The 19624-nt window shown below is 71.6% G+C and carries 20 protein-coding genes; 13 read left to right on the top strand and 7 right to left on the bottom strand.

The genetic code is table 11. The annotated features are described in order from the left end of the window. The first annotated feature begins 34 nt into the window (after positions 1-34). Positions 35-652 (top strand): hypothetical protein, encoded by a 618-nt coding sequence (locus tag IE096_RS21940; protein WP_189454362.1) that lies wholly within the window; start codon positions 35-37, stop codon positions 650-652. Positions 653-1089: 437 nt separating this feature from the next. On the opposite strand, the gene IE096_RS21935 is transcribed toward IE096_RS21940, so the two are convergent. After that, entirely contained in the window at positions 1090-1455 is a 366-nt protein-coding gene (locus IE096_RS21935) for a hypothetical protein (protein ID WP_189454360.1), read from the bottom strand. A 242-nt stretch (positions 1456-1697) separates the two neighbouring features. After that, on the bottom strand, positions 1698-2654 hold the full coding sequence (locus tag IE096_RS21930) for an RNA polymerase sigma factor SigF (protein ID WP_189454357.1): 957 nt from the start codon (positions 2652-2654) through the stop codon (positions 1698-1700). Between the two features lie 246 nt (positions 2655-2900). Here IE096_RS21930 and IE096_RS21925 point away from each other — a divergent pair, with 246 nt between their 5' ends. The 3 genes from IE096_RS21925 to IE096_RS21915 all read left to right on the top strand — a co-directional run bounded on the left by IE096_RS21925 (position 2901) and on the right by IE096_RS21915 (position 4935). Then, a complete protein-coding gene (locus tag IE096_RS21925) occupies positions 2901-3269 on the top strand; it encodes an STAS domain-containing protein (protein ID WP_189454355.1) in 369 nt (122 codons plus the stop codon). Positions 3270-3406: 137 nt separating this feature from the next. After that, a complete protein-coding gene (locus IE096_RS21920) occupies positions 3407-3901 on the top strand; it encodes an ATP-binding protein (protein ID WP_189454353.1) in 495 nt (164 codons plus the stop codon). Positions 3902-4023: 122 nt separating this feature from the next. Then, positions 4024-4935 (top strand): peptidase, encoded by a 912-nt coding sequence (locus tag IE096_RS21915; RefSeq protein ID WP_189454351.1) that lies wholly within the window; start codon positions 4024-4026, stop codon positions 4933-4935. On the opposite strand, the gene IE096_RS21910 is transcribed toward IE096_RS21915, so the two are convergent. Continuing rightward, positions 4907-5089, bottom strand: coding sequence for a hypothetical protein (locus IE096_RS21910; protein WP_189454350.1), 183 nt, complete (start codon positions 5087-5089; stop codon positions 4907-4909). The two genes, IE096_RS21915 and IE096_RS21910, sit on opposite strands and share 29 nt — an antisense overlap. Between IE096_RS21910 and IE096_RS21905 the strand changes: the two genes are divergently transcribed. Next, positions 5082-5939, top strand: a complete 858-nt coding sequence (locus tag IE096_RS21905; protein ID WP_189454348.1) for a COG1470 family protein — start codon at positions 5082-5084, stop codon at positions 5937-5939. The genes IE096_RS21910 and IE096_RS21905 overlap by 8 nt on opposite strands. Further along, positions 5936-6940: a hypothetical protein gene (locus tag IE096_RS21900; RefSeq protein ID WP_189454346.1), complete on the top strand. Its 1005-nt coding sequence runs from the start codon at positions 5936-5938 to the stop codon at positions 6938-6940. The genes IE096_RS21905 and IE096_RS21900 overlap by 4 nt, the downstream gene beginning before the upstream one ends. An 83-nt stretch (positions 6941-7023) precedes the next feature. Here the strand turns inward: IE096_RS21900 and IE096_RS21895 are convergent, their stop codons facing one another. Further along, the gene (locus tag IE096_RS21895) at positions 7024-8559 is read right to left on the bottom strand and encodes a peptide MFS transporter (protein WP_189454344.1); all 1536 of its coding nucleotides are present in this window, start codon (positions 8557-8559) and stop codon (positions 7024-7026) included. 470 nt (positions 8560-9029) lie between these two features. On the opposite strand from IE096_RS21895, the gene IE096_RS21890 reads away from it, so the two are divergent. Next, positions 9030-9710, top strand: a complete 681-nt coding sequence (locus IE096_RS21890) for a response regulator transcription factor (RefSeq protein WP_126914456.1) — start codon at positions 9030-9032, stop codon at positions 9708-9710. Between the two features lie 10 nt (positions 9711-9720). After that, positions 9721-10965: a sensor histidine kinase gene (locus IE096_RS21885; protein ID WP_126914455.1), complete on the top strand. Its 1245-nt coding sequence runs from the start codon at positions 9721-9723 to the stop codon at positions 10963-10965. Positions 10966-10990: 25 nt separating this feature from the next. Here IE096_RS21885 and IE096_RS21880 read toward each other — a convergent pair whose 3' ends face one another. Continuing rightward, positions 10991-11509 carry a GtrA family protein gene (locus IE096_RS21880; protein ID WP_126914454.1) on the bottom strand — a complete coding sequence of 173 codons (519 nt, stop codon included), beginning with the start codon at positions 11507-11509 and terminating at the stop codon, positions 10991-10993. A gap of 198 nt (positions 11510-11707) precedes the next feature. Here IE096_RS21880 and IE096_RS21875 point away from each other — a divergent pair, with 198 nt between their 5' ends. From IE096_RS21875 to IE096_RS21865, 3 genes are read left to right on the top strand one after another with little or no spacing between them, the layout of a single operon-like run. Further along, positions 11708-12826, top strand: coding sequence for a 5-(carboxyamino)imidazole ribonucleotide synthase (locus IE096_RS21875; RefSeq protein WP_229820534.1), 1119 nt, complete (start codon positions 11708-11710; stop codon positions 12824-12826). Continuing rightward, on the top strand, positions 12823-13356 hold the full coding sequence (purE, locus tag IE096_RS21870; protein WP_189454340.1) for a 5-(carboxyamino)imidazole ribonucleotide mutase: 534 nt from the start codon (positions 12823-12825) through the stop codon (positions 13354-13356). The genes IE096_RS21875 and purE overlap by 4 nt, the downstream gene beginning before the upstream one ends. A gap of 4 nt (positions 13357-13360) precedes the next feature. After that, positions 13361-14548: a dipeptidase gene (locus IE096_RS21865; protein ID WP_189454338.1), complete on the top strand. Its 1188-nt coding sequence runs from the start codon at positions 13361-13363 to the stop codon at positions 14546-14548. 50 nt (positions 14549-14598) lie between these two features. On the opposite strand, the gene IE096_RS21860 is transcribed toward IE096_RS21865, so the two are convergent. Then, positions 14599-15939: a UDP-glucose dehydrogenase family protein gene (locus IE096_RS21860; protein ID WP_189454336.1), complete on the bottom strand. Its 1341-nt coding sequence runs from the start codon at positions 15937-15939 to the stop codon at positions 14599-14601. Between the two features lie 217 nt (positions 15940-16156). On the opposite strand from IE096_RS21860, the gene IE096_RS21855 reads away from it, so the two are divergent. Together IE096_RS21855 and IE096_RS21850 are read left to right on the top strand one after the other, a co-directional pair. Further along, complete coding sequence (locus IE096_RS21855) at positions 16157-17314, top strand: acyl-CoA dehydrogenase family protein (protein WP_189454333.1); 1158 nt, start codon at positions 16157-16159, stop codon at positions 17312-17314. Positions 17315-17453: 139 nt separating this feature from the next. Beyond that, positions 17454-18248 carry a VOC family protein gene (locus IE096_RS21850; protein ID WP_189454331.1) on the top strand — a complete coding sequence of 265 codons (795 nt, stop codon included), beginning with the start codon at positions 17454-17456 and terminating at the stop codon, positions 18246-18248. A 15-nt stretch (positions 18249-18263) separates the two neighbouring features. Here the strand turns inward: IE096_RS21850 and IE096_RS21845 are convergent, their stop codons facing one another. Further along, positions 18264-19565: an LCP family protein gene (locus tag IE096_RS21845; protein WP_189454329.1), complete on the bottom strand. Its 1302-nt coding sequence runs from the start codon at positions 19563-19565 to the stop codon at positions 18264-18266. Positions 19566-19624 lie beyond the last annotated feature (59 nt).

The raw sequence follows: 19624 nt of genomic DNA, 5'->3' as shown, positions 1-19624 counted from the left end.
CGAGGGGAGGGCCCCGGCCGGAAGTATCGACGTCATGACGAACACGACATGGCGACAGGCGGCCTTCGCGACGGGCCCGCTGTGCATGACGGCCTATGGCCTCATCCGGCTGACGGACCCCGGCCACGGCCCGGGGCCGGCCTGGTCCCTGGGCCACCTGGCGCTGCTGTCGGGCGTCCTGCTGTTCGCACCGGTGATGCTGGGCCTGCGCCGGACGGCGGTGGCGACGGGCCGAGGCCGGGGGAGCCGGACGTTCGCGGGCGCCGGCGCGACCCTGGGCCTGCTGGGCGTGGCGGCCGTGACGGCACAGGCGTCCATCGACCTGCTCGTCGGATACGCGTCGGTGGACCGCGAGACGATGAACGAGCTCTTCGACCGCATACGCGACCTGCCCGGCGTGACACCGGCCGTCTACACGATCGGCCCGCTGCTCTTCTACGTCGGACTGCTCCTGCTCGTGGGCCAGTTGGCGGCCCTGCGCGCGATCGCCTTCTGGCGGCCGCTCGCGATCGTGGCGGGCGTGGCGGTCTCGGCGATCAGCCTGGACCTGATACCCGTGGGCGGCCTCCTCTTCCTCCTCGCCCTGGCCCCGCTGGGCCGGAACACCGCCACTCGGCCGGTCCTCTCCGCGAGGGCGGGGTCCACCGCGTAGGGGCGGCCTCGACGGCCTCGACGGCTCAGGCGACCGCGTGGCTCGCCGCCTCACGGCAGTCCCGGCAACGGCCCGGATCGGCGGCACGGAACGCGCGTTCGCAGCCGCCGCAGGTCCGGAACGGCAAGGGCACCGTGGGGCGTCCCTGGCCCGGTGGTGGTGCCTCGGGCGGCTGCCGTACGGGCAGGGCGGGTGGCAGCCAGTTCCTCAACCGGTAGCCGAACAGGCCGGCGGCGGGCTGGTCGACGGGCGGTAAGGGGGTCGGCTCCTCGCGCGGAGCGGGCTGTCGAGCCGGACCGGTTCGCGGCCCACCGCGAACCGGTGGCCCCGTGGACCACGAGGCGGACTACGGTCCGGTGCCCAGCCCCGAGGCGATCGCGTGACCTCGGGCCACCGATCGCTGACCGGAGCGCTTCACGGTCCCCGGACCGCCCCCGTCAGGACGCCCGGCGGAGCAGCCAGGCGTTCGGGGTGAAGGACGGGTTGCCGAAGGCGACGCAGCCGCCGCTGTAGTAGGTCTGGACCTTGATCCAGCCGGTCGGCGGCTGGGCCGTGGCGCAGGCGTTGACCTGGGTGCCGACGGGGAGGCCGTCGAGCTGCTTGATCATCTTGATGTTCGAGCCGCCCATCGCGCGGCACGAGGCGCTGGTGCCCCAGTTGACGTCGACCCAGCCGTCCGGCGTCATCGTGTCGGCGCAGACCGTGAGGGTCTCGCCCGGCGAGGCCTGGGCGGGGCTCGCCGCGACGGAGGCGAGGAGCGTCGCGCCGAGAAGGGCCAGACCCGCGGTGCGGAGTCGTCTCATGGGGTGTCTCCCAAGCATGAAGAGTGCACTGATGAGGGATCAGTGTTGGCCAGCGCATTCAATGGCCTGGGTGAAGCGCTTGAGGAGAATGTTTTCGGCCATGAGAGGTCGTGAAAGTCCTTCTCAAGGTTTCCTCAAGGCAGGGCTTTGGGAAAGCCGCGAAAACCGCTGTGCCGCAGGGGATCGGTCGTCCCGTGCGGCACAGCGGTCGTGAGGGTCGCGCCCTGCGTCACTCCTTGGCGTCACTCCTCGGCCAGCAGCCCCCGCCGCAGCCGTACCAGCGTGCGTGACAGCAGCCGGGAGACGTGCATCTGGGAGATGCCCAGCTCCTCGCCGATCTCCGACTGCGTCATGTTCGACACGAACCGCAGGGAGAGGATGTGGCGGTCGCGGTACGGCAGTTCGGCGATGAGGGGCTTGAGCGACGCGATGTACTCGATGCCCTCCAGGCTGTGGTCCTCGTAGCCGATGCGGTCCGAGAGCGAGCCCTCCGGCTCGTCCTCGTCGGCCTGGGCGTCCAGTGAGCTCGCGGTGTACGCGTTGCTCGCGGCCATGCCCTCGACGACCTCGTCCTCCGTCAGGCCCAGCCGCTCGGCCAGTTCGGCGACGGTCGGGGCGCGGTCCAGCTGCTGGGCGAGCTCGTCGCCGGCCTTGGCCAGGTCGAGGCGGAGCTCCTGGAGCCGCCGGGGGACCCGGACGGACCAGCTGGTGTCGCGGAAGAAGCGCTTGATCTCACCGATGATCGTCGGCATCGCGAAGGTGGGGAACTCCACACCCCGCGTCAGCTCGAACCGGTCGATCGCCTTGATCAGACCGATGGTGCCGACCTGGATGATGTCCTCCATCGGTTCGCTGCGGGTGCGGAACCGGGAGGCGGCGAACTTCACCAGGGCGAGGTTCAGCTCGACCAGGGTGTTGCGGACGTACGCGTAGTCGTGGGTGCCCTCTTCGAGCGACGCGAGGCGGGCGAAGAGCGTCTTGGACAGGGCCCGCGCGTCCACCGCGTCCACCTCGTCGTACGGGGGGATCTCCGGTAGCCCGGCGAGGCCGTGGCCTTCGTCGTGGCCGGGGCCGTCGGGGGCGCCGTGGGCGTCGTGCTCGGGCGTGATTGCCGACGAGGCGGTCGCGAGGTCCTCGTGCGCGGTGCACGAAGTGGCGGGACGCTGTTCGTCGAGCCGGGGTGACATGGTCTCCTCCATCATTCTCGGCATATGGCTGCCGATGCCGTGACCCTTTTGCTGCGGTTTGCGGCGCCTCCAAAGCCGTCCGTGGAATGTGTGTCCCTACTAGCCCTACCGGTCTTCACCACCTCCTGGCAAGTGTGGTTTGTCCAATTCTGTCAGTATTTGGCGGAAGTTCGGCTTCCGGACGTCCGTATGGAAGGCGTAGGGTTCCCGCAGCGGAACGTGAGCACGCCACGAGCGCATGAAGGGGAGCGGGAGCGCATGGATCGCGGGATGGTCGGCAATCCGAGCAGGGGCCGACTGCAAGTGGAGGTCCGGCGTGTGGGCGGGAGCTCGATCGTCTCGCCCGCGGGTGAGCTCGATCACTACACGGCGGAATTGCTGCGCGAAACCCTGGAGGGCTGTGTGCGCGAGGGCGACGCCCGCGTCGTCGTCGACTGCTCGCGGCTCGACTTCTGTGACTCCACCGGTCTGAACGTGCTTCTCGGCGTCCGGCTCAAGGCCGAGGCCGCCGGCGGCGCCGTCCACCTCGCCGCGATGACGCCCGTCGTCGCCCGGGTGTTCGAGATCACGGGAGCCGGGGCCGTCTTCACCGTGCACGACACGCTCGATTCGGCACTCGCGGACTGAGCCGGATCCTCCGTTGCCCGCGTCACAGGCGCCGTGTGGAATCCGTGGGTGTTCTCACGATTTCGTCGGGCAGGAGACAGCTGAATCCATTGAAGATGTTCATGTTCGTATCGGTGAATCGGTGAGGTGAAGCGCTGATGAGCACCACCCGGGCGTGCCCACCGCCGGACGGTCCCGGCCCGGAGGCGGGGGACGCCGCCTCGGCCGGCTCACCGGCCCCGGCGGAAGCGGCCCGTAGCCTGCGCCTCGTCGGGGTGGGGGGCGCCGTGCCGCTCTCCCGCGACTTCACCCGCCAGGCGCTCTACGACTGGGGCTGGCTCCCCGCCCGTTCCGCCGACCACCGGGCGGCCGCCGAGGACGTCCTGCTGGTCGTCTCCGAGCTGGTCACCAACGCCTGCCTCCACGCCGACGGTCCCGAGGAGCTCTGCGTCAGCCGCTCCGGCAAGACCCTCCGACTGGAGGTCAGCGACCTCGGCGCCGGCACCCCCGCCCCCCGGACCCCGCACCGCGCGGGCCGTCCCGGCGGCCATGGCATGTTCATCGTCCAGCGGCTCTGCCTCGACTGGGGGGTCGTCCGGCGCTCCGGGGGCGTCGGCAAGACGGTCTGGGCGGAACTGGCCGGACCGTCGTAGGAGAGCCCTTACGGGCTGTTCCTTGTCTTCCCTCTCCACGGCCCCGGGCGTACCTTCGGCGTCCGATCTGATGTGCCGTCAGCAATTCTCGGCTGCGGCACCGGACGAGAGGGGAACCCCAGGTGTACCGCACACCACGCCACCCCCTGCGCCGCGCCGGCGCGCTCGCCGTCTCGGCGGCCCTGGCCGGCGGCGCGTTCCTGCTGGTCGCGCCGGACGCGCGGGCCGAGGTCGTCGACGTCGACTACCAGTGCAAGACCCCGATCGGGGACCGGAGCGCGGTCTCGCCCATCGACATCAAGGCCACGCCGAGCGGCGACGCCTACAAGCTCACCATGACCTTCCAGAAGGGCGTCTCCTCCAGCCCCATCGAGCTCGGCAAGGGCGCGATGAAGCCAAGTGCCGTGATCAAGGTGGGCGGCGCGGACAGCGGCTCGGTCGAGGTCTCCGGGCCCGCCAACGACCAGCCGATACCCCCCAACACCCCCATCAAGATCAGCGACTTGTCGGGGACGTACACGCCGAAGAAGGGCGGCCAGGTCACCTTCACGGCCTCCACCCTCACCATCTCCGCCCTGGGCACCACGACCACCTGCACCCCCACCAACAACCCCAAGCCCTCGCTCACCCTTGAGGTCAAGTCCCCGGGCGGGACGGGAGGGACCACGACGGGCGGGTCGACGACGGGCGGTTCGACCGGCGGCTCCACGACGAGCGGTTCGACGGGAGGGTCCACGAGTGGGTCCACCGGCGGTTCGACGGCCGGGTCGACCGGTGGGTCGAGCAGCGGCTCCACGGCCGGTGACACCGGCGGGTCCACCGGCTCGACGACCGGCGGCTCGACCACCGGCGGCACGAGCGGCGGTACGACCGGTGGTACCACCGGCAGTACGGGCACCACCGGCGGCGGACGGCTCCCGCAGACCGGGCCCTCCGATTCCGCCATCGCCCTCGCCACCCTCGGCGGCACCGTGCTCCTCACCGGCGTCGCGGGCACCCTCTGGCTCACCCGGAGGCGCCGCAGCGCCGGCTGAACGCCCTCACCCCCACGCCCAGGGAGCCGCCGATGCCGCCGATGCCACTGATGCCGTCGATGCCCCGGAGGCCGTCGCCACCGACCGTCCCGAAGACCTCCCGCGCCCGGGCCGCCGCGCTGCTCTGCGCCGCCTCGGTGCTCGCCGTGCCCACGCCCACCGCCCCGGCTCCGGACCCGGCCCCCCGGGGCCCGGCAGGCAGCCCGCCGTCCTGGACGGCGGCGCCCGCCCCCGGCGGCGGGAAGGTGCCGACGGCGGAGGACCGGTCGTCCTTCTACCTCGAAGGCGCCCCCGGCTCGGTCCTGGAGGACAAGCTGACGGTCGTCAACCGCGGCGACCGGCGCCTGACGGTCGAGCTGAGCGGCAGCACCCCCTGGATCTCCCTCGCCGCCCGGCGCGTGACCGTGCCGCCCCGCACCCGCGCGGACGTCCCCCTCACCGTGACCGTCCCGGCCGGCACGGCACCGGGCGACCGCTCCGCCGCGGTGACCGTCTCGGGGGACGGCCGACAGGTCCCGGTGCCCATGGCCGTACGGGTCGCGGGGACGGCCCTCGCCGCGCTCTCGGTGGAGCACGTCCGGGTCAGCGGCACGGGCCGGGACGCGGTGATCCACTACGCCCTCGTCAACCGGGGCAACACCATCCTCGCCCCCCGGCTGGCCATCCGCGCGGAGGGCCTCTTCGGGCAGGTCCTGCGCCGCGAGGCAGCGGGAGCCCCCACCACCCTGGCTCCCGGCGAGAGCGTACGGCTGGCGGAACGGTGGCCGGAGGCCCCGCGCCTGGACCGGGTGAGGGTACGGGTCACCGCCACCACGCCGGACGGCACCGGGGCCGCCGGGTACGGCTCGTACACGCCCCTGCCCTGGCTCCGCCCGGCCTTCGCCGGAGCGGCGGGGCTCGTGGCGGCGACGGGGGTCGTACGGGGCGTACGACGGCGCCGGACGGCCCGCTCACGCGCCGCCGCCCCGGAAGGCTCACAGACCGCCCACCCGGAGGGTTCATGAGCCGCCCGCAGAGAGGACCCCGGAGCGCCTGGAAGCGCGCCGCAGCGCTCCTCGCCCTGCTCGCGCTCCTCGCAGCCTTTCCCGCGCCCCCGGCCCCGGCCCCGGCCCTCGCCGCCCTCGCCGACGGCACCCCCCAGGCCGCCGTGGACCGCTCCGAGGCCCCTCCGGGCGGCCAGGTCACCGTGACCGGCCGGGGCTGGCCGGCCGGCGCGCTGCTCACCCTGCTCGTCTGCGGGCAGAACATGGCCGGCGGCACCAACGACTGCGCCAACGCCGAGGGCCGCGCCGTCACCACCGGCGCCGACGGCGCCTTCCGCAAGGACGTGCCCGTCCCCGCGCCGCCCAAGCCCTGCCCCTGTGTCGTCCATGTGGCGACCGTCACCGGCGACTCCGCCACGGCGGACGTCCCGCTGGTCGTCACCGGGCACCCCGTCGCGCCCCTGCCGGAGCGGAGCGGCGGGGAGCGGCTCGGGGTGCTCGACGCTCGGCTGGAGGGCGCCGACGGGCTGCTGACGTGGTTCGGGGCCCCGCCCACCCGCCGGCTCGTCGTCACCGTCGCCAACCTCGGCTCGACCCCCGCCCGGAACCCCACCTTCCGGCTGGGCACCTCGCGCGGGGTGCTCGCCCCGGTCTGGGAGGACCGCCCCTGGCACGGCACGGTGGCCCCCGGGCGGAAGGAGCGGGTGACGCTGGACGTGGAGCTGGCGGCGGGCGCGTACGGGGACTACCTCGTCTCGCTCGAGTACGGCGGCAAGGTGCTCGTCGAGCAGCCGTGGGACGTGAGCCGGCCCTGGGGGGTGACGCTGTTCTGGATCCTGCTGGGCGTGGTCGTCCCGCTGGCGGTCTTCCGCGCGGGCATGGCGGTCGTGGACCGCGTCCGGCCGAGGGCGCCCCGTACGCCCGCGAAGACCCCCACGCCCGCCCCCGGCGATGCGGCCCCGCTCCCGTGGTTCACCCCCGGCACCGACCCCAGGGGCACCAGGAGCCCGCCCCCCGGCTGACCGGCTGACCGGGAACCGGGTACGCGAAAGCCCCCGGCACGTTCCCGTGCCGGGGGCTCCCCGTGTGCGTCAGCGAACCGACATCAGTGGACGTCACCCATCAGGGCGATGATCCGCTTGCGGTACATCCACACCGCGACACCCGCCAGGGTGCAGAGCGCGGCCTGGAACACGATCGTGCCGGTGCCGTTCATGTCCACACCCGCGATGGAGAGCAGACCCGTGGTGCAGTCACCGGCGGTGACGGCGAGGAACCACACGCCCAGCATCTGGCTCGCGTACTTCTTCGGCGCCATCTTCGTGGTGAGCGACAGACCGACCGGGGAGAGGCACAGCTCACCCATGGTCTGGATCATGTAGATCATCAGCAGCCAGGCCGGGCTGACCTTGGAGCCGTCGCCCGCCATGCCCATCGGGACGGCGAAGACGAAGAACGAGGCGCCGATGAGCACCATCGCCATGGCGAACTTCACCGTGGTGCTGGGCTCGCTGTTGCGGCGGGCCAGGAACACCCACAGCCAGGCGAAGACCGGAGCCAGCGCCATGACCCACAGCGGGTTGACCGACTGGAACCAGGTCGACGGGAAGCCGATGCCGAAGACGTTGTCGGCGGTCTTCTTCTCGGCGAAGGTCGACATCGTCGAACCGGCCTGGTCGAAGATCATCCAGAAGGCGGCGGCGGCGACGAAGAACCAGATGTAGCCGCTGACCTTGGTCTGCTCGGTGTCCGACAGGTCCTTGTCGCGCTTGATGCGCAGCAGGACGGTGATCGGGATGATCAGGCCCAGCAGGGTGATCGGGATCAGGGCCCAGTTGAGGGTGAAGAGACCGGCGCCACCCACGATGCCGTAGAAGACGGCCGCGACGCCCAGCCAGATCAGGGCCTTGGTGAGGGTCGCCTTGCGCTCCTCGGCCGACAGCGGCGTCGGGACGACGCTGCTCTTCGGGTCGAGGTGACGGGTGCCCCACAGGAAGATCAGCAGGCCGAGCGCCATACCGGCGGCGGCGATGCCGAAGCCCAGGTGCCAGTTGACTTCCTGGCCGATGGTGCCGATCACCAGCGGCGCGAAGAAGGCGCCGAGGTTGATGCCGATGTAGAACAGCGTGAAGCCGCCGTCCCGGCGCGGGTCCGTGGGGCCGTCGTAGAGGTGGCCCACCATCGTGGAGATGTTGGACTTCAGCAGGCCGGAGCCGATCGCCACCAGCGCGAGGCCGGCGAAGAAGGTCGGCTTGCCGGGCACGGCCAGGAGCAGGTGGCCCGCCATGATGGTGCTGGCCGCGATGGTGACCGTCTTGCGGGGGCCCCAGACGCGGTCGCCGAACCAGCCACCGGGCATGGCGAGCAGGTACACCATGGCCACGTAGATGGAGTAGATCGCCACCGAGCTGGCCTCGGGCATCGCCAGACCGCCGCCCTGGCTGCCGGGCTTGGCATCGGGGCCGCCGGAGATCAGGTAGACGACGAGCAGGGCCCGCATGCCGTAGTAGGAGAATCGCTCCCACATCTCGGTCAAGAAGAGCGGGGCCAGGCCGAAGGGGTGGCCGAAGAAGGTCATGCCGCCGGAGGCCGGAGAGGTCTTCTCCCGCTCGGCCGCGTCCTTCGTCAGGCTGGACGCCATGGTCATTCCTAGGGTGCTCGGGACGCGCGGTGGTCCGGAGGTGCGCGCCCGGGTGGGGGTTGGCCGGCACCGGCTACTGACGCCGTCCGCCCCACTCCCCTGGGGTGCGGCTCCTCGGTGGGAGGAGCCGCAGGAAGGCCGTATGCCGGGATCCACGCCCTCCGCGCACCTTCGCGCGGCGGACCCGGCCGACAGGTCAAACACTGTGGAACAAGGCTGGGGCACCAGCCCTGCGCACAACAGAGACCTTCGGCTCGTCGGATGTCCCGAAAGTCCCACGTGGTGCTACAGATGTCGGGTCACCTTACGTCACACCCCGCCCAGGTACGGAAGGTGTTGAGACATGGATCACAGCCGATTCCGGAACCGATCGCTTCCATTCGAAGGTGGTAGCACTTTCGGTGAAGTGTTGCCGTAGGTAGCACTCGGACCGCCTCTGACGTGCGCCCGCGCGGACTACCATCACCCTCATGACCCGAGTACTGCTCGCCGAGGATGACGCCTCCATCTCGGAGCCGCTCGCGCGCGCCCTGCGCCGCGAAGGGTACGAGGTGGAGGTGCGCGAAGACGGTCCCACCGCCCTGGACGCCGGCCTGCAAGGAGGGGTGGACCTCCTCGTCCTCGACCTCGGGCTGCCCGGCATGGACGGCCTCGAGGTCTGCCGCAGACTGCGCAACGAAGGGCACGGATTCCCCGTGCTGGTGCTCACCGCCCGCGCCGACGAGGTGGACACCGTGGTCGGCCTGGACGCCGGCGCCGACGACTACGTCACCAAGCCCTTCCGGCTCGCCGAGCTCCTCGCGCGCGTCCGGGCGCTGCTGCGCCGCGGCACCGTCGAGGCCCACCAGCAGCCGCCGGCCACCCACGGCGTGCGGATCGACGTCGAGTCGCACCGCGCCTGGATGGGCGACGAGGAACTCCAGCTCACCGCGAAGGAGTTCGACCTGCTGCGGGTCCTGGTGCGGGACGCCGGCCGGGTCGTCACCCGCGACCAGCTGATGCGCGAGGTCTGGGACACCACCTGGTGGTCGTCCACCAAGACCCTGGACATGCACATCTCCTGGCTGCGCAAGAAGCTCGGCGACGACGCCGCCAACCCGCGCTACATCGCCACCGTGCGCGGCGTGGGTTTCCGCTTCGAGAAGAGCTGACCCGGGAACCGTGCGCCGCCGACTGATCAACTCCACGCTCGCCGTCGTGCTCGTCGTGATCGCGGTCTTCGGGATCTCGCTGGTCATCGTCGAGACCCGGACGATCGAGAACAGCGCGCAGGAGAGCGTGCAGTCCGAGGTCGTCCGGCTGGTGAGCATCGTCGACAGCCGGCTCGCCGGGCACGAGCGCGTGGAGTCGGGGGTGCTGAGCGATCAGATCACCCCCGACCGGTACGCGCGGGTCGACATCCCCGGGCGGCCGACGATCGAGATCGGCACCCGGCCCGAGGGCGGCGTCATCACCGCGACGCAGAAGGGCGAGCAGGGCGAGACGGTACGGGTCGAGGAGTCCCGCGCCACCGTCAGCCGGGAGATCGGCCGCACCCTGCTGGTGATCCTCGCGGTGGCCCTCCTCGCCGTGATCGCCGCCGTGTTCCTGGCCGTCCGTCAGGCCAACCGGCTCACCGCCCCGCTCACCGACCTCGCCGAGACCGCCGAGCGGCTGGGCTCCGGCGACCCCCGCCCCCGGCACCGCCGCTACGGCGTCCCCGAGCTCGACCGGGTCGCCGACGTCCTCGACGCGAGCGCCGAGCGGATCGCGCGGATGCTCACGGCGGAACGGCGGCTGGCCGCCGACGCCTCGCACCAGCTCCGCACCCCGCTGACCGCGCTGTCGATGCGGCTGGAGGAGATCACGCTCACCGACGACCCGGAGACGGTCAAGGAGGAGGCGATGATCGCCCTCACCCAGGTGGAGCGGCTCACCGACGTCGTCCAGCGGCTGCTGACGAACTCCCGCGACCCGCAGACCGGGTCCGCGGTCACCTTCGACCTCGACGAGGTCATCAAGCAGCAGATCGAGGAGTGGCGCCCGGCCGCCCGTGCCACGGGCCGGGCCGTGGTCCGCTCGGGCAAGCAGGGGCTGCGCGCGGTGGGCACGCCGGGCGCGGTCTCCCAGGTGCTGGCGACGCTGATCGAGAACTCCCTGATGCACGGGGACGGGACCGTCGCCCTGCGCACCCGGGTCACCGGCAACCAGGCGGTGGTGGAGGTCTCCGACGAGGGGCCGGGCGTCCCGGTCGACCTGGGCTCCCGGGTGTTCGAACGGACGGTGAGCGGCCGCAACTCCACGGGCCTGGGCCTGGCCGTCGCCCGCGATCTCGCGGAGGCGGACGGCGGCCGGCTGGAGCTCCTCCAGCAGCAGCCGCCGGTGTTCGCGCTCTTCTTGAGCCGCGAAGCGGATCAAGCGGACTAGCGGCGGGTCACTTCCCGGCCGTGTTCTACTTCCCCGCCCTGACCCGCTCCTGCGCGGGCACCCCCGCCTCGGTCAGGAACGATTCGGCGGCCTGGACGGCGTCGCGGGCGGGCATCGCGCGGAACACCCACGTGCGGTACGACCAGAAGCGGAAGACCGTGCCGATGCCGAGGCCGACGACGTTCTTGGCGATGTTGTCGGCGAGCGGGCTCGTCCAGCCCATGCCGTAGTGGGAGAGGGCGAGTATCCCGTTCTCGATCACCAGGCCCACGCCGCTGAAGAGCAGGAACAGGGTGAGCTCACGGCTGCGCCGGTTCTTGTCCGTGTCGCGGTAGGTCCAGTAGCGGTTGCCGACGTAGTTCGCGGCGATGGCCACGGCCGTGGCGATGACGCCCGAGCGCACCACGGCCAGACCCAGGCCGTGGACGCAGATGTTGAAGACGATGAAGTTGACCACGAACCCGATGGCGCCCACGGCACCGAATTTCGCGATTTCGCGGGCCAGCCGCTCCAGCCGGGAACGCACTGTGCGCCGTTGAGTCATGTCCTTCATGCTAACGAGCCCGCCGCGGCGCCCGTCCGGAGAGCCGATGAACGAACGGCGAACGCCCGGAATTGCCGCTTTGGTGACACCTCGTCGCCGCCGGAAGGAAAGGCTCCCGACTTGGATGATCCTCCAGGGGAGGTCAGGGTGGTTCGTACGTACGGATACTCTGGGGGAGTGACGTTCCCGGTAGTCGGCATGGTCGGTGGCGGTCAGCTCGCCCGTATGACCCACGAGGCGGGCATCCCCCTCGGCATCAGGTTCAAGCTGCTCAGCGATACTCCCCAGGACTCGGCGGCCCAGGTGGTGAGCGATGTCGTCATCGGCGACTACCGCGACCTGGACACCCTTCGTGCGTTCGCACAAGGCTGCGATGTGATCACCTTCGATCACGAGCACGTGCCCACCGAGCACCTCCGGGCCCTGGAAGCGGACGGCATCCCCGTCCGCCCGGGGCCCGACGCGTTGGTGCACGCCCAGGACAAGGGCGTGATGCGCGCGAAGCTCGACGCGATCGGAGTGCCCTGCCCACGGCACCGCATCGTGGCGGATCCCGCCGACGTCGAGCGCTTCGCCGCCGAGGGCGACGGCTTCCCCGTCGTCCTCAAGACCGTGCGCGGCGGCTACGACGGCAAGGGCGTGTGGGTCGTCCGCGACGCCAAGGGGGCGGAGGAGCCCTTCCGGGCCGGCGTGCCCGTGCTCGCCGAGGAGAAGGTCGACTTCGTCCGCGAGCTCGCCGCCAACGTGGTCCGCTCCCCGCACGGCCAGGCCGTCTCGTACCCCGTCGTGGAGTCGATCCAGGTCGACGGCGTCTGCGACACCGTGATCGCCCCCGCGCCCGGCCTCTCCGACGAGCTCTCCGCGCACGCCCAGGAGCTCGCCCTGCGCATCGCCAAGGAGCTGGGCGTCGTCGGCCACCTCGCCGTGGAGCTCTTCGAGACCCGCGACGGCCGCGTGCTCGTCAACGAGCTCGCCATGCGCCCCCACAACTCCGGCCACTGGACCCAGGACGGCGCGATCACCTCGCAGTTCGCCAACCACGTCCGGGCCGTGCTCGACCTGCCGCTGGGCGACCCCCGCCCACGCGCCAAGTGGACCGTGATGGCCAATGTTCTCGGCGGCGACTATCCGGACATGTATTACGCGTACCTGCACTGCATGGCGCGCGACCCGGCACTGAAGATCCATATGTACGGCAAGGACGTGAAGCCCGGCCGCAAGGTCGGACACGTCAACACCTACGGCGACGACCTGGCGGACGTGCGCGAGCGCGCCGCGCACGCCGCCGGATACCTGCGAGGAACGATCACGGAATGAGTTCTCCCGGCTCCCCCCTCATCGGCATCGTCATGGGCTCGGACTCCGACTGGCCCGTCATGGAAGCCGCCGCCAAGGCCCTGGACGAGTTCGAGATCCCCTACGAGGTCGACGTCGTCTCCGCGCACCGGATGCCGCGCGAGATGGTCGAGTACGGGGAGCTGGCCGCCGGCCGCGGCCTCAAGGCGATCATCGCGGGCGCGGGCGGCGCGGCCCACCTGCCCGGGATGCTCGCCTCGGTCACCCCGCTGCCGGTGATCGGCGTGCCCGTGCCGCTGAAGTACCTCGACGGCATGGACTCGCTCCTGTCCATCGTCCAGATGCCCGCCGGCGTCCCCGTCGCCACCGTCTCCGTCGCGGGCGCCCGCAACGCCGGCCTGCTGGCCGTCCGGATGCTCGCCGCCCACGACGAGAAGCTGCTGGAGCGGATGCGCCGCTTCCAGGACTCGCTCAACGACGAGGCCACCGAGAAGGGCAAGCGCCTGCGTGCCAAGGTGGAAGGCGCCTCCGGCTTCGGATTCGGGAAGTGACCACGTGGACGAACTGATCCGCGCCCGCGAGCTGCTCGCCGCGCACCCCGTCGTCGACGGGCACAACGACCTTCCCTGGGCCCTGCGCCAGCAGGTCCGCTACGACCTCGACCGGCGCGACATCGCCACCGACCAGAGCGCCGCCGGGCTCCACACCGACCTGCCCCGGATGCGCGCGGGCGGCGTCGGCGCGCAGTTCTGGTCGGTGTACGTGCGCACCGACATGGCCGGCGACGAGGCGGTCAGCGCCACGCTGGAGCAGATCGACGTCGTACGGCAGCTCGTCGACCGCTACCCCGGCGAGCTGCGGCTCGCCCTGACCGCCGACGACATGGAGGCGGCTCGCGCCGAGGGGCGCATCGCCTCGCTGATGGGCGCCGAGGGCGGGCACAGCATCAACTGCTCGCTGGCCACGCTGCGCGCCCTCCACCGTCTGGGCGTCCGCTATATGACGCTCACCCACAACGACAACATCCCGTGGGCGGACTCGGCGACCGACGAGCCGGCGGCGGGCGGGCTGACGCGCTTCGGCGAGGAGGTCGTCCGCGAGATGAACCGCCTCGGCATGCTCGTCGACCTCTCGCACGTCGCGCCCGGCACGATGCGGGACGCGCTGCGGGTCAGCGAGGCGCCGGTGATCTTCTCGCACTCGTCGGCGCGCGCGGTGTGCGACCACCCGCGGAACGTGCCGGACGACGTGCTCGGCGCGCTCGCCGCGAACGGGGGCGTGGCCATGGCCACGTTCGTCCCCAAGTTCATCCTGCCGGAGGCCGTGGCCTGGACGCAGGCGGCCGACGAGAACATGCGCGCCCACGGCTTCCACCACCTCGACACCACCGCCGAGGCCATGGCCGTCCACCGCGCCTTCGAGGCGGAGCGCCCGCGCCCGGTGGCCACGGCCGCGACGGTCGCCGACCACCTCGACCACATGCGCGAGGTCGCGGGCGTCGACCACATCGGCATCGGCGGCGACTTCGACGGCACGGCCTTCACCCCGGCCGACCTGGCCGACGTCTCCGGCTACCCGAACCTGATCGCGGAACTCCTGCGCCGCGGCTGGTCGGAGACGGATCTGGCGAAGCTGACGTGGCAGAACGCGACGCGGGCCCTGCGGGACGCGGAGGCGGTCGCGCGCGACCTCTCCGCGAAGCGGGGGCCGTCGATCGCGACGATCGACCAGTTGGACGGTTAGCCGTCCTCAAACGCCGGACGGGCTGACAAAGTCAGCCCGTCCGGCGTTCGTCACGCCTTCGGCCGCCCCAGCGCCCGGAACGTCCAGCCCGCCGCACGCCAAGCGGCAGCGTCCAGCGCGTTGCGGCCGTCGATCACGTGCCGGTCCGCGACCACCGCGCCGACCACCGCCGGGTCGAGCTGCCGGTACTCGCCCCACTCCGTGAGGTGGAGCACCACGTGGGCTCCCCGGCAGGCCTCCAGGGCGGTGTCCGCGTAGGCGAGCGTCGGGAAGAGGCGGCGGGCGTTCGCGATGCCCTTGGGATCGTGGACCGTCACCTGGCCGCCCTGCAGGTGGATCTGGCCGGCGACGTTGAGCGCGGGGGAGTCCCGGACGTCGTCCGAGTCCGGCTTGAACGTGGCGCCCAGCACCGCGACGCGGCGGCCCAGGAAGCCGCCGCCCACGGCCTCCCGCGCGAGCTCGACCATGTGGGTGCGGCGGCGCATGTTGATGGAGTCGACCTCGCGGAGGAAGGTCAGGGCCTCGTCGGCGCCCAGCTCGCCCGCGCGGGCCATGAAGGCGCGGATGTCCTTCGGCAGACAGCCGCCGCCGAAACCGACGCCCGCGCGCAGGAACTTCTTGCCGATGCGGTCGTCGTGCCCGATGGCCTCCGCGAGCTTCACCACGTCGCCGTCGGCGGCCTCGCAGACCTCGGCCATGGCGTTGATGAAGGAGATCTTCGTGGCGAGGAAGGAGTTGGCGGCGGTCTTGACCAGCTCGGCGGTCGGGTAGTCGGCGACCACGAAGGGCGAGCCCTCGCCGACCGGCGTCGCGTAGACCTCGCGGAGCAGCTTCTCGCCGCGCTCGCCCGCGACGCCGACGACGATGCGGTCGGGGTGGAGGGTGTCCTGGACGGCGAAGCCCTCGCGCAGGAACTCCGGGTTCCAGGCGAGCTCCACGTCCTTGCCCGCCGGGGCCAGCTCCGTGAGCACCTTCGCGAGCCGGGCCGCGCTGCCGACCGGCACGGTCGACTTGCCGACGACCAGCGCCGGGCGGCGCAGGTGCGGGGCGAGCGAGGCGAAGGCGCTGTCGACGTAGGACATGTCGCAGGCGTACTCGCCGTGCTTCTGCGGGGTGTTCACGCAGACGAAGTGGACGTCGCCGAACTCGCCGACCTCCTCCCAGGAGGTCGTGAAGCGCAGCCGTCCGGTCGAGCCCTCGATGCCGGCGACGTGCTTGCGCAGCAGCTCCTCCAGCCCCGGCTCGTACATCGGGACCTCGCCGCGCGCGAGCGTCTCGATCTTCTCGGGGACCACGTCGAGCCCCAGCACCTCGAAGCCCAGCTCGGCCATGGCCGCGGCGTGGGTGGCGCCGAGGTAGCCGGTGCCGATCACGGTGATCCTGAGGGCCATGCGGTGCTCCATTGCTGTGCGGTGCTGAACGCCCGGCCCGCGTGCGGGCCCGACGGCCGGATTGCGTTGCCCGAGCATAGTCGGGGGCTGCCCGGGAAGGATCCCGGGGCGATCGCGGGAGATCGCGGGTTGTCGGCAAGCTCACGTGGTATCGGCCCGAAGTGCGCCCCTAGAATCGGGGTTACTAATCAGTAGCTAACTCTCTGGGGAGTACGCCTTGGCGGGAAACAAGGACTTCGACCTGTACCGGCCGGCCGAGGAGCACGAGGAGCTCCGCAAGGTCGTGCGCTCGCTCGCCGAGGCGAAGATCGCGCCGTTCGCCGCCGAGGTGGACGAGGAGGGCCGCTTCCCGCAGGAGGCGCTCGACGCCCTCGTCGCCGCCGACCTCCACGCCGTGCACGTGCCGGAGGAGTTCGGCGGCGCGGGCGCGGACGCCCTCGCCACCGTGATCGTGATCGAGGAGGTCGCCCGCGTCTGCGCGTCGTCCTCGCTCATCCCCGCGGTCAACAAGCTGGGTTCCCTCCCGGTGGCCCTCTCCGGCTCGGAGGACCTGAAGAAGCGGTACCTGAGCCCGCTCGCCAAGGGCGAGGCGATGTTCTCGTACTGCCTGAGCGAGCCCGACGCCGGCTCGGACGCGGCCGGCATGAAGACCCGCGCCGTGCGCGACGGCGATTACTGGGTGCTCAACGGCGTCAAGCGCTGGATCACCAACGCCGGCGTCTCCGAGTACTACACGGTCATGGCCGTCACCGACCCCGAGAAGCGCTCGAAGGGCATCAGCGCCTTCGTCGTGGAGAAGGGCGACGAGGGCGTCTCCTTCGGCGCCCCGGAGAAGAAGCTCGGCATCAAGGGCTCCCCGACCCGCGAGGTCTACCTGGACAACGTCCGCATCCCCGCCGACCGCATGATCGGCGCCGAGGGCACCGGCTTCGCCACGGCGATGAAGACCCTCGACCACACCCGCGTCACCATCGCCGCCCAGGCGCTGGGCATCGCCCAGGGCGCCCTCGACTACGCCAAGGGCTACGTCCGCGAGCGCAAGCAGTTCGGCAAGCCGATCGCCGACTTCCAGGGCGTCCAGTTCATGCTGGCCGACATGGCCATGAAGCTGGAGGCCGCCCGTCAGCTGACCTACGCGGCCGCCGCCAAGTCCGAGCGCGTCGACGTCGACCTCACCTTCTTCGGCGCCGCCGCCAAGTGCTACGCCTCCGACGCCGCCATGGAGATCACCACGGACGCCGTCCAGCTCCTCGGCGGCTACGGCTACACCCGTGACTACCCGGTCGAGCGCATGATGCGCGACGCCAAGATCACGCAGATCTACGAGGGCACCAACCAGGTGCAGCGGATCGTCATGGCCCGCAACCTCCCGTAACGCGCCGCGCGTCGGCAGCGCGCGAACGGCCCCCGGCGACGGTCCGCCGGGGCCGTTCGTCGTTGTTCCGGTGGCGGAGCGTCGTGCGCCGGGTGAAGGTGGTCGCGGGGGTGTCCGTACTGCCAGGGAGGCGCGCGTCATGCCCGAGGTAACCAAGCCGTACGTGCCCGGGACGCCCTGCTGGGCCGATCTCGTGGTCCCCGACCAGCGGGAGGCCCTCGACTTCTACCGCGACCTCTTCGGCTGGCAGGGGGAGCCCGGGCCGCCGGAGACGGGCGGGTACGCGGTCTGCACGCTGCGCGGCAAGCCGGTGGTGGGGATCATGACGTCGATGGCGCAGGAGGGCGGCTCCAAGCCGCCGCCCGCGTGGACGACGTACCTGGCCGTCACGGACGCCGATGCCACCATGGGAAAGATCAAGGACGCCGGTGGCACCCCGCTGATGGGTCCGATGGACGTGCTGACGCTCGGGCGGATGGCCGTCGTCGCCGACGCCACGGGCGCGGTCTTCGGGATCTGGCAGGCCAAGGACTTCCACGGCTCCGGGGTCGTCAACGAGCCGGGCGCGGTGGTGTGGAACGAGCTCAACACCGCCGACACCGACGCGGCCGGTGCCTTCTACGCCGATGCCCTGGGCCTCGCGGCCGAGCCCTTCGAGGAGCCGCCCGGCTACTTCTCCCTCAAGGCGAAGGGCCGGGTGATCGGCGGGATGCAGGGCCTGGAGAACTCCCCGCCCGGATCGCCCTCCCACTGGCTGACGTACTTCTCCGTCGACGACACCGACAGCACGGTCGACGCGCTGACCAAGGCCGGCGGCAATGTGCTCGCGCCGCCGTTCGACATGGTGGCCGGCCGGATGGCCGTCCTCCAGGACCCGCAGGGCGCGGTCTTCGCCGTCATCAACGCGACCGGGCCGTCGCCCGACGACGCCTGACAGCCGCCGTCGTCGTCACTTCGGGGCGACGGCCGTGACCTTCTCGTCCTTCTTCAGCTGGTCGAAGAGCTGCTTGGCCTTGACCTTGTCCCACGCCACGGCCTCGCCGTCGCTGCGCGTGGGCAGGTTCGGGTTGCCGATGGGGACGGTCAGCTGCTGCCCGTCGCCGCCCGTGACGCCCTTCATCGCCCAGAACATCGACGCCAGGTCCCACAGCCCCATGTCCTTGTCGACGACGAGGGTGTCCAGGCCGGAGCCGATCACGGGGTAGAGCCGGAAGGGGTTGAGGACCGTCGAGGGCGAGGCGGCCTGCTTCGCGAGCGTGTTGAGGAACTTCTGCTGGTTGCGCATCCGGCCCAGGTCCTGGTCGGCCTCCTGGTGCCGCTGGCGGACGAAGGCCAGCGACTGCGCGCCGTTCAGCGTCTGGCAGCCCGCCTTGAAGTCCGCGCCCGAGTCCCGGTCCTTGATCGGCTTGTCCAGGCACATGTCCACGCCGCCCAGCGCGTCCACGAGATTGCGGAAGCCGCCGAAGCCGATCTCCGCGTAGTGGTCGATGCGCAGCCCGGTGTTGTACTCGATCGTCCGGACCAGCAGCTCGGCGCCGCCGTCGGAGTACGCCCGGTTGAGCTTGTGGGTCGACTGGGCGTACTGCTTGCCGGACGTCGCGCCGGTGAAGGCGGGGATCGTGACGTAGGAGTCGCGCGGCAGGCTCAGCATCGTGGTGCCGTTGTCGCCCGTGTGGAGGATCATCATCGAGTCGGTGCGCTTGCCGTCCGCCGACCCGGTGTGGAGGTCCTTCTTGTCCGCCTCGGACAGGCCCTCACGGCTGTCGGAGCCGACGATCAGGTAGTTCGTGCCCGATCCCGCCGCCGGGCGGTCGGCGACCTTGTTGAGATCCACCTCGCGGCGCATCTTGCTGTCGGCCCAGAAATACGTGCTCACGGAGACGACCAGGGCCGTGGCGACCAGCGCGATCGCCCCGATCTTGATCCGCTTGCGCCAGTCCGGGGCGCCGGCCCGCGCGCCCCGTCCGCCCGCGCCGCCGGGGTTCCCCCGGCCGGCGCCGCCGCGGCCGCCGCCGCTGCCGTGCCCGTAGACCTGTCCGGTGTTGTAGCCGTCGGAAGGGCCGCGGCCGTCGGAGGGGCCCGGGGCGTCGTAGTCCTGCGGCGGGCGGTACTGCTGGGGCGGGACCTGCCGGGGCGGCGCGGGACGCCGGACGTGCGGCATCGCGCGGGCGCCCTCGGGCTCGGTACCAGTGCTGCCGCGCCCGTACCGCTCCTCGGGCGCGTCGTTCCGCCGATCGGGCCAGTCATTCATGCAACCGAGTGTGCCCGCCCGGCGGGCCGGTCCACAGGGCGCGTGGGAAACCGGAGCGT

Origin of the sequence: Streptomyces abikoensis (genome assembly GCF_014648775.1) — a bacterium.
GTDB classification, from domain to species: domain Bacteria; phylum Actinomycetota; class Actinomycetes; order Streptomycetales; family Streptomycetaceae; genus Streptomyces; species Streptomyces abikoensis.
The sequence above is the reverse complement of the archived record's forward strand: the minus strand, read 5'-3'. Positions and strand labels throughout refer to the sequence as shown.

What these genes read in the sequence shown, in the direction of transcription:
- IE096_RS21895 (WP_189454344.1), bottom strand. Translation starts at nt 8,559, where the DNA reads ATGGCGTCCAGCCTGACGAAGGACGCGGCCGAGCGGGAGAAGACCTCT.
- IE096_RS21890 (WP_126914456.1), top strand. Translation starts at nt 9,030, where the DNA reads ATGACCCGAGTACTGCTCGCCGAGGATGACGCCTCCATCTCGGAGCCG.
- IE096_RS21920 (WP_189454353.1), top strand. Translation starts at nt 3,407, where the DNA reads ATGAGCACCACCCGGGCGTGCCCACCGCCGGACGGTCCCGGCCCGGAG.
- purE (WP_189454340.1), top strand. Translation starts at nt 12,823, where the DNA reads ATGAGTTCTCCCGGCTCCCCCCTCATCGGCATCGTCATGGGCTCGGAC.
- IE096_RS21940 (WP_189454362.1), top strand. Translation starts at nt 35, where the DNA reads ATGACGAACACGACATGGCGACAGGCGGCCTTCGCGACGGGCCCGCTG.
- IE096_RS21875 (WP_229820534.1), top strand. Translation starts at nt 11,708, where the DNA reads ATGGTCGGTGGCGGTCAGCTCGCCCGTATGACCCACGAGGCGGGCATC.
- IE096_RS21925 (WP_189454355.1), top strand. Translation starts at nt 2,901, where the DNA reads ATGGATCGCGGGATGGTCGGCAATCCGAGCAGGGGCCGACTGCAAGTG.
- IE096_RS21880 (WP_126914454.1), bottom strand. Translation starts at nt 11,509, where the DNA reads ATGACTCAACGGCGCACAGTGCGTTCCCGGCTGGAGCGGCTGGCCCGC.
- IE096_RS21860 (WP_189454336.1), bottom strand. Translation starts at nt 15,939, where the DNA reads ATGGCCCTCAGGATCACCGTGATCGGCACCGGCTACCTCGGCGCCACC.
- IE096_RS21935 (WP_189454360.1), bottom strand. Translation starts at nt 1,455, where the DNA reads ATGAGACGACTCCGCACCGCGGGTCTGGCCCTTCTCGGCGCGACGCTC.
- IE096_RS21850 (WP_189454331.1), top strand. Translation starts at nt 17,454, where the DNA reads ATGCCCGAGGTAACCAAGCCGTACGTGCCCGGGACGCCCTGCTGGGCC.
- IE096_RS21845 (WP_189454329.1), bottom strand. Translation starts at nt 19,565, where the DNA reads ATGAATGACTGGCCCGATCGGCGGAACGACGCGCCCGAGGAGCGGTAC.
- IE096_RS21930 (WP_189454357.1), bottom strand. Translation starts at nt 2,654, where the DNA reads ATGGAGGAGACCATGTCACCCCGGCTCGACGAACAGCGTCCCGCCACT.
- IE096_RS21900 (WP_189454346.1), top strand. Translation starts at nt 5,936, where the DNA reads ATGAGCCGCCCGCAGAGAGGACCCCGGAGCGCCTGGAAGCGCGCCGCA.